The organism is Sporomusa sp. (assembly GCF_057736855.1).
In genome coordinates this window covers 1-8,265 of record NZ_JBYKYF010000127.1, presented here as the reverse complement: position 1 = coordinate 8,265, position 8,265 = coordinate 1, and the positions used below count along the sequence as shown (strand labels likewise).

At 44.4% G+C, this 8,265-nt stretch carries 13 protein-coding genes; 11 read left to right on the top strand and 2 right to left on the bottom strand.

The features are described 5' to 3' along the window. Both AC29Z1_RS09750 and AC29Z1_RS09745 read left to right on the top strand, forming a co-directional pair. The coding region (locus AC29Z1_RS09750) for a DUF6889 family protein (RefSeq protein ID WP_488271271.1) at positions 1-184 on the top strand (184 nt) is incomplete at its 5' end. Further along, a complete protein-coding gene (locus AC29Z1_RS09745; protein ID WP_488271270.1) occupies positions 181-2,478 on the top strand; it encodes a lytic transglycosylase domain-containing protein in 2,298 nt (765 codons plus the stop codon). The genes AC29Z1_RS09750 and AC29Z1_RS09745, both read left to right, overlap by 4 nt. Before the next feature lie 36 nt (positions 2,479-2,514). On the opposite strand, the gene AC29Z1_RS09740 is transcribed toward AC29Z1_RS09745, so the two are convergent. Continuing rightward, positions 2,515-2,904, bottom strand: coding sequence for a hypothetical protein (locus AC29Z1_RS09740; RefSeq protein WP_488271269.1), 390 nt, complete (start codon positions 2,902-2,904; stop codon positions 2,515-2,517). Positions 2,905-2,973: 69 nt separating this feature from the next. On the opposite strand from AC29Z1_RS09740, the gene AC29Z1_RS09735 reads away from it, so the two are divergent. Further along, positions 2,974-3,204, top strand: coding sequence for a hypothetical protein (locus AC29Z1_RS09735; protein ID WP_488271268.1), 231 nt, complete (start codon positions 2,974-2,976; stop codon positions 3,202-3,204). Positions 3,205-3,214: 10 nt separating this feature from the next. On the opposite strand, the gene AC29Z1_RS09730 is transcribed toward AC29Z1_RS09735, so the two are convergent. Then, the gene (locus AC29Z1_RS09730; protein ID WP_488271267.1) at positions 3,215-3,427 is read right to left on the bottom strand and encodes a zinc ribbon domain-containing protein; all 213 of its coding nucleotides are present in this window, start codon (positions 3,425-3,427) and stop codon (positions 3,215-3,217) included. 84 nt (positions 3,428-3,511) lie between these two features. On the opposite strand from AC29Z1_RS09730, the gene AC29Z1_RS09725 reads away from it, so the two are divergent. The 8 genes from AC29Z1_RS09725 to AC29Z1_RS09690 form a co-directional block, all read left to right on the top strand. Then, complete coding sequence (locus AC29Z1_RS09725; protein ID WP_488271266.1) at positions 3,512-4,297, top strand: phage baseplate protein; 786 nt, start codon at positions 3,512-3,514, stop codon at positions 4,295-4,297. Then, entirely contained in the window at positions 4,297-4,638 is a 342-nt protein-coding gene (locus AC29Z1_RS09720) for a phage baseplate plug family protein (RefSeq protein WP_488271265.1), read from the top strand. Before AC29Z1_RS09725 ends, AC29Z1_RS09720 begins: the two co-directional genes overlap by 1 nt. Continuing rightward, positions 4,631-5,674, top strand: coding sequence for a hypothetical protein (locus AC29Z1_RS09715; RefSeq protein WP_488271264.1), 1,044 nt, complete (start codon positions 4,631-4,633; stop codon positions 5,672-5,674). The genes AC29Z1_RS09720 and AC29Z1_RS09715 overlap by 8 nt, the downstream gene beginning before the upstream one ends. A gap of 4 nt (positions 5,675-5,678) precedes the next feature. Next, on the top strand, positions 5,679-6,227 hold the full coding sequence (locus AC29Z1_RS09710; RefSeq protein ID WP_488271263.1) for a Gp138 family membrane-puncturing spike protein: 549 nt from the start codon (positions 5,679-5,681) through the stop codon (positions 6,225-6,227). Positions 6,228-6,239: 12 nt separating this feature from the next. Next, entirely contained in the window at positions 6,240-6,533 is a 294-nt protein-coding gene (locus AC29Z1_RS09705; protein WP_488271262.1) for a PAAR domain-containing protein, read from the top strand. Between the two features lie 4 nt (positions 6,534-6,537). Then, positions 6,538-6,888, top strand: a complete 351-nt coding sequence (locus tag AC29Z1_RS09700; protein WP_488271261.1) for a contractile injection system sheath initiator — start codon at positions 6,538-6,540, stop codon at positions 6,886-6,888. Further along, complete coding sequence (locus tag AC29Z1_RS09695) at positions 6,888-8,054, top strand: baseplate J/gp47 family protein (RefSeq protein ID WP_488271260.1); 1,167 nt, start codon at positions 6,888-6,890, stop codon at positions 8,052-8,054. Before AC29Z1_RS09700 ends, AC29Z1_RS09695 begins: the two co-directional genes overlap by 1 nt. A gap of 2 nt (positions 8,055-8,056) precedes the next feature. After that, on the top strand, positions 8,057-8,265 hold a 209-nt coding region (locus AC29Z1_RS09690; RefSeq protein WP_488271259.1), incomplete at its 3' end, for a baseplate wedge 1 family protein.

The following is an 8,265-nucleotide window of genomic DNA, read 5'->3' as shown; positions in this document are numbered from 1 at the left end:
CGCCAACATCGTCGGGTATGCCTACGCACCCGTAGCTGCCGGGATGTGGAAACAACATGAGGTATGGGATGGTACGTACACGTTGGATGATTTGATGGATGCCCATGAGATTCTGGCTGTCAAAGAAGAAAATCGTCGTCGGGCAGAAGAGTATGCTGAGTATATGAGGGGGCTGAACCAGTGATAGGCGAGATCATAAAAGAATATCTGGTCAGTCTAGGCGTTAAAGTTGACAAACCTGGTTTTAACCAGATGCAAACCACATTGAACCAAACCAGTGGGGTAGTAACCTCTGCTACATCCGGATGGGCAAAAGATTTTGTTAAAGCAGGGGCTATCATTAGTACAGCGCTGGCCAGTGTGTCAGCGTCTATTGCTGGTGTCATGACGGCGGTGGCTAAGCATGATCTGGCTATGGAGAAGTATGCCAGTAGTATGTTGGTATCAAAAAGCGCAGCGATGGAAATGAAAATGGCTATTGACGCCCTGGGCGAATCCATCCAGGATATTCAGCTTACTCCGGAACTGATGGACCGATACAGGGCGCTGGTGGCCGATGGGCGCAGCATGAAAGTCGGCGGCGATTATGAGGGCACAATGCGGAATTTCCGCGACCTTATATTTGAGTTTACCCGATTAAAGCAAGAAGCCAGCTACGCCCTGCAATGGGTTGGGTATTATCTCATGAAGCACCTGGCGAAACCGCTGGCTGATGCCAAGAAATCATTCAAATCCTTTAATGACGGCATAATAAAAAACATGCCCGTGTGGACAGAGAAAGTCGCACGGGCATTGGTCTATGTAATCAATATTGGTAAGCACTTCTTGGATTTGCTTAAGGCTATCGGCAAAACTGTATACGAGGTATGGGACTCATTTCCCCGGGGGATTAAAATTGCTACGGCTGCACTAGCCGGATTTTTTATGCTCTTACGGGCGTCACCGCTTGGTAGAATGGTAGCCTTGTTTAGTTCTCTGCTCTTGTTAGTGGATGACTATTTTGGCTACATGGAAGGCAAGCAGGCTGCCATGGGCGCCACCTGGGATAAACTGAATAGCGGCCTTAAAGAAGCAAGGAAGTATGCTAAGCAACTGGGAGTAGCTCTGTCAAAGACATGGAAAGAGCAAAAACGGTTTTGGGACGAACTGAAAAAGTCGAAAGGCTACGCACTATTCCTGAAGATCCTAAACGACCTTTTTGAGTTTATGAAACAGACCCTGGAGACGCTGGTAGATCTGCTGGGTACGGCCTTCGGTGAAATAGGCAAGGCTATTGTTAGAAATGGCGTGCTTGATTCGTTTAAGAACATGTTTTACGAAATAGGCAAGGCCATTGATGACGTGTTGAATAACTTGACCGCCGTCATGAAACAGTTAGGATTACTGTCCAGTGATTCCAGATACAAAGGCTTCTGGTCCTGGTTTGGGGATGAACTCAGCCGGCAGTTGAAACGGCTTGCTGATTTTGGTTCTATCCTAGCAAAGTTGGTGCAGCTGAATGCCGCCTTAATGAGTGGCGAGTTTAAAAAGGCTGGTGCTATTAGCCGCTCAATTCTTGGGGACGTAGGCAGTATTTTTGGCTCTTATTTTGATGATGGGAGCAAGGCGGAGGCTAGCAGTTATCAGAACGGTAAAATAGAAGGGCTTAGTGCTGAGGAGCAGGAAGCAGAGCCGTATATCCAGGATGCCGCAAAAGAATTTAATGTTGATCCAAACTTGCTAAGAGCTTTAGTTAAAGCGGAATCCAACTTTAATCCTAATGCCGTTTCGCCCGTGGGGGCTCGTGGCTATGCTCAGTTAATGCCTGAAACTGCAAAAGGGTTAAAGGTGGATATAGATGATCCTCGTGATAACATTCGGGGTGGAGCTAAATATCTAAGGGAACAGCTAGACACTTTTAATAACAATGTTGAATTAGCATTGGCCGCTTATAATGCCGGGCCTCAGGCTGTAAAGGATTATGGATACACAATTCCTCCTTATAAAGAGACGGAAAACTATGTTTCGAAGGTATTGAGGTTTGCAGAAGAGTATCGAAATAGGATCGTATATAATTCACCGTCAGCAGATGTGCCAGCAGAAGAATCTATTAAAAATCCGCCCGATGGTATGCGGGAACCTACTTGGCGTGATAAACTTCAAAAATTGTGGCGGAATTTTTTTAGTCCTAATACTGATGATTCATCCGCAACTTCTCTTGTCCGTCCGTCATCTTATTTTGCGGGTGCTTTTGCAAATGCCGACCAAAACATTGTAAGTGCTTTAATACACGGTAAGGCACCTGCTTACGCTCAGGGATATGGAGGAAATATTATTCATGTAACTTATCAGGTAGATGTTGGTGGAGTACAAGTAAAAAATACCAACGCTTCCGCCGAAGACATCGGTAGGGAGGTTGGTAATAAAACAGCATCAAGTATACACGGTAGAGCTGAATACTTCAAAATGAACAGGGTGTTGAATAGAATACAAGTGTAAGAACAGGGTTAGACTTTCCCTGTTCTTATTATTTGCTTAGAATGTACTGATTGTTAAATTGTGTCCATCTCGTTGAACGCGAAATTGACCAGACCCCGCTAATTCTCCATCTACATGACATTTCCATGAATAGTCGCCGGGAGAAAGAATTAAACCTTTATAATCATAAGGCACGACTGAGATAACCCAGTTATCACTAGTTCCCTTGGAATTATAAAAATAAACTTTACCATCAGGAGTAGTTACTGTGAAATTAGCAGTATAATTAACATTGCTATTTTTGTTTATATCACCAAATTTATCACGTACTCCTATTTCAATTGAAAGATGTTGAGTGTATTGCCAATCGCGAGCGTTTGCCAAGCTTGTCCCCACACACATAACAACAAACAGCATCGCCAGCAACGCGACCCATAGTTTTTTCATAACATCACCCTTTTTTTTTATTACTATTATAACAAAATTTTACAAAAATATAAGATGGAGGCAAGGAAAATGGATGATAACGTAATTTTTTACGTGGATCCTAATAAGATAGTAGAAGCTAAACAAAAGATAAGAGAAGAAAGAAAAACGGGACATAATTTTCGTATCTCGATAACAGAAAAAGGAAACGAAAGATTAAACGAGCTTGTCCGCGAAGCAATAGAAACAGCACATCAAAAGTTTTTCAAGGAGGCTTATTGTGATAATGCTGGGCTTGTAGAGATTGGCCCGGATGCTTAAATTTTTTATATCAGAGTTTTAGTTTTATATGTTTATTCCCTTTGAAGGCGTTATCCAGCATAGCGCCAATGTCATTTTCAATTTTCTTTAAGGCATCAGGTAAATCATTTTTAAATGTAATTTGGGTACCGCAGTTGTCGCATGTCATACAAAATGAACTCTGTTCAAGGTGAGATTTTGATATTGAAATGTCGGCATTGCATTCAGGGCATTTAATATCCATTTTTCCTCCAATAGCATCCGGGCATATCTACATTTCGACAATAACCAATAAATTCCTATAATATCCTGTAAAGGATGTGATACCTTGGGCGTAAAAAAAGGCCTGTCCGTTGACGGCTACAACTATTTTTCAGACGTCCTATCTGGCGAAAAAAAGCCAAAATGGATGGACTTTTCTAAGCAAATTGCTAAACTCACAGGTAAATATGAACTGCTTAACCTGACAACCGGGATTGCTGGTCTAGAAAAATTTCTTTTCCGCACTCCTAAATGGCCTATAGGCGGTGTGTATTTTGACGGGATTATGCGCACAGAGCATGTTAGTCGGATAAGACCTACTCAGTACCCTGTTCAAACTGGTGTAATCATGACTGACCATGCTATCATTGAGCCTGCTGAGCTAACCATTGAAATCATGATGACAGATTGTCACACGAAGTCTTTCTCGTTTGGCAATCAATTTCTAGATTTAGCGTTTGAGCAACTAAAAAAGTTAAAGGCCTTTTCAAACTGGATACCAGTAGACAAGAGTATCCCTGCTGGTGAGGGCCGATCCGCTAAAACATGGATGATACTAAAGGCCATGCAGCTATCAAGGCACCCTATGGTAGTAGAAACACGGCTGCAAACATATAACAATATGCTGATTGAAGAATTGTCAGCGCCGGACGATGTGAAAACGTTGAATGCCCTAAAAGCCACTGTTCGCCTGCGGGAAATCATTGTGGCTAACGTAGCAGAAACTCAAACTAGTGCCAGGGTGGCAGCGTATAAACAAACCAACGGCGGCCAGGTGCCAGCACAGACCGACCCAGTAAATAAAACTAGCATCAAAGCGGGTATTGATGCGTTAGGGAAGGTGTTCAGGTAATGTTGTCGATAATTCCGATTCAGCCTATTCCCAACCGTATATTTAGCAGCAAAATTCCAATCGACGGCAAGAACCGCACCTTGCAATTTGAATTGCAATACAACGAACTGGCCGAGTACTGGTTAGTAACGATTCGGGACGAAAATGGGAATGACCTCATCAGTTGTCTGCCAGTAATACCAGCGCAGAACATCTTGGAGCAATATGAATATTTAGGTATCGGCAGCGCCTACATCGTACCGGCGCAGACAGTAAAAGAACAATGGCCGTCGTTGGAAACATTAGGCAGCACTTGGTATCTGGTATGGGGCGATACCGATGGAGGGGATTTAAGTGGCTGATGAGCGCGTTGGCAGATTATATGGCCGAAAATGGAAGGTAACAATATTTAAGCCCGCTTACAAGACTACAAAAAGCGCTGACGGTACAACATCCATTACTGCGCGAGATCCAGAGCATGATATTGCCGTAGATGTATCTCTTCTACGTTGTGTTTTTAGGGTAGAGGAAACCTATGAAACACATGTCGCTGTTTGTACTTTAGAAGTCTACAATATGAACCCTACTGCCGAAGGCGATATTATTCGGGAAGGATTCCAAATATCCATAGAGGGTGGTTACGAGGAAGGCCAGTACGGCGAAATCTTTACTGGTGATATTGTACAGGTGATTCGCAACCGAGAAAACGGTGTTGATTATAAGCTGGAAATTTTGGCGCTTAGAGGTAGTTCCTCGTTTGATCTAAACCATGCAAAATGCAGTATTGCAGCAGGCAGTAAACCGCGAGATATTATTGATGCTCTGACTCGGAATGCACGACAGCCCATTGCTATTGGCGAAATCAGTCCTAATCTCTCTGACCAGGCATTACCAAGAGGTAAAGTTTTATTTGGTACACCTAGTCAGTATTTGCGGGATATAGCCTTGGGCAACGACGCCTACTATTGGTCTGGGAATGATGGGAAACTAATCGTCAAAAAGACGCAGGATGAAATCCCTACTGACCAAGTGTTAGTCTTGACGCCCGGTAATCCAAATGCCAATGTAGCCGCTACAGGGCTAGTCGGCACACCTCAGTACAGTGATGACGGCATACACATCAAAATGCTGCTTGATTGCCGGGTAAAACTCATGTCGCTGATTAAAATTGACAATGAGTGGATCCGTAAATCTTTACTCAGTCTAAATGTCGGTGGAAATAATAACAAACTAGCCCAGAAAAACCAGTTTGACGAAGATGGCGAATATTTAGTGTCAAAACTTATTCATCAGGGAGACACCTTCGGCGATACATGGATAACAGAAGTCACAGGTATTGGCCGGAATGGTAAATTACTGATCTCTCAGGAAACGGCCAATGATTATACAAGGTGGTGATGAAATGCCAAAGTCAAACGAACGAACTCAGGACACTGTAGAACTCTATCAGCGCTTCCGGGATGCGATTCAAGCAGGCTTGCGAGTGGCGGCACCGGGAATTCTCCAGTCTGTAGACTACGAAAAACAAACTTGTACAGTGCAGTTGGCTATCCGGGAACGATTAAATTTTAATGGCAATCTGGAATGGGTGGAGATACCACCGCTCCTGGATGTGCCATTTTTTATATATTCCGGTGGAGGGTATTGCCTTACATTACCTGTACAGCCTGGGGATGAATGCCTGGTAGTCTTCGGCGACAACTGTATGGATGCTTGGTGGCAGTCGGGTGGTGTGCAAAACCAAATTGAGCGCCGACGACATGACCTGTCTGATGGTTTTGCTATTGTTGGTTTTCGCAGTCAACCAAACGTAGTGAAAAACTACTCACCCAATACACTGCAACTCCGAAACGCGGCTGGAACTGCCTACATTGAGATCGCAGGTGACAATATCAATATCATCGCAAGCGGAAATGTAAAAATTAATGGGGCGAGAATTGACTGGAACTAAGGAGGGATTAGTATGCCCGGCATTGTACGACTTGGCGATTTATCCGCAGGACATCCGCATTGTTACCCTGCAAGACAAAATATTGAGGCTAGCCCGAATGTATTCTGCAATGGTCGCGCAGTCCATCGGCTTGGTGATGCCTGGGCTACCCATGGCGCTTGCCCAGACCACTCACCTCATGGCGGCATGGCCAGCAGTGGGAGTAGCACTGTATTTGTAAATGGCCGACCTGTTTGCCGTATCGGGGATGCTATCTCTTGTGGTGACACGATGGCTGAAGGCAGCGACAACGTATTTGCGGGGTGATTACATGATTTATCGCAAGCTTGACGAAGATGACGATTATACTTTTGGCCGCAACCAAAACAACTATATTAGTGGCGCTGCTGCCGTTAACCAGGCTGTAGTAACCCGACTCAGACAGCTCATTTACGAGTGGTGGGAAGACTTGGAGGATGGGATACCGGTCTGGCAAAAAATCCTGGGCAACCGCGATAAGCAGGAAGCTGAACGGATTATCCGAGAACGAATCCTGAAAACCAAGTATGTCAAAAGCCTTTTGGCGTTTGAGGTTATTTGGGATAACAAAAAACGGACGTTCACGATCCAGGCGTCCGTTGATACCGAATTCGGCCAAATCGAAATAAACGAGGTGATTTGATGGCCTATTTTGCACCTTATATTGATGACTCAGGTTTGCATATTCCGTCCTATATTGACATCCGCGACGACCTAATTGCCAAGTTTAAACAGATATACGGCCAAGATATCTACCTAGACAATGATAGCCAGGACTATCAAATGATATCGGTGTTTGCATTAAAAACATACGACACCATGCAGTTGTTGCAAATTGTTTACAACAATCGCAGCCCGAAAACCGCAGTAGGTAGCGCCCTGGACGGTATTGTAAAACTGAATGGTATCAAACGCAAAGCAGCAAGTTATAGCACCTGTGTCCTTACCTTAACAGGCACGCCGGGGACTGTTATTACTAACGGTGTAGTTGAGGATGATGCCGGTATTAAATGGAACCTGCCGATAATGGTCACACTGGGAAGCGATACTCACCAGGTTAGTGCAGTATGCGCTGAAATTGGTGCAATTGAAGCTGCTCCGGGTACAATTACAAAAATCGTAACGCCGACAAAAGGTTGGATAAGTGTTACAAATACTGTGCCAGCAGTTCCAGGCGCTCCGGTAGAGACTGACGAGGAACTGCGATTGCGACAGTCTCTTAGTGTTGCTATTCCCAGTCAGAATATGTTAGAGGGAACCATTGCAGGTATTGCCTCAGTTGCTGGAGTTAAACGGTATAAAGTATATGACAATGACAGCAATGTTACTGACTCAAACGGAATTCCCGGACACAGTATTGCTGCAGTAGTGGAAGGTGGTCTTGACGCCGAAATTGCCGAGCAAATTTATTTGCGTAAAGGACCTGGCGGTGGCACTTATGGAGATGTAAGCGCCGAATACGTCAATTCAGACGGACTGACAACTGTCATTCGCTTCTTCCGTCCAGTGTATGTGCCAGCAGCCGTTGAATTGACAATTAAAAAGAATACCGGTTATACCTCCGAGATTAAAACACGCATCGGGAAAGCAATCGAAACCTATATTGAAAATCTGGACATCGGTACTGATGTTACGATAACTGGGATTCTTGCCGCAGCCCTATCGGTCATTGATAACTTGTCCAAACCTCCGTTTTCTGTTGTTTCGCTGAAAATTGGTCGCCAAGGTGATACGTTGGTCAATGAGGATATTGCGATTGCATTTAAAGAAGTCGGCGAAGTAGGTAGTATTACTGTCACGGAGGTGTAGTCATGGCACTTAAAGACCGATATCTGAATCTTATTAGTAGCCAGCATCGAGATAAACCCAAATACATGGCCATGCTATCAGCACTCTTGCAACCGAGCGAGGATATTTTTGCTATTGGGGTTTACTTGGATGATGAATTTGATCTGGATAATGCAGTAGGTGCCCAGCAGGACATCATTGGCCATATTGTTGGTCAGGAGCGGACGCTACC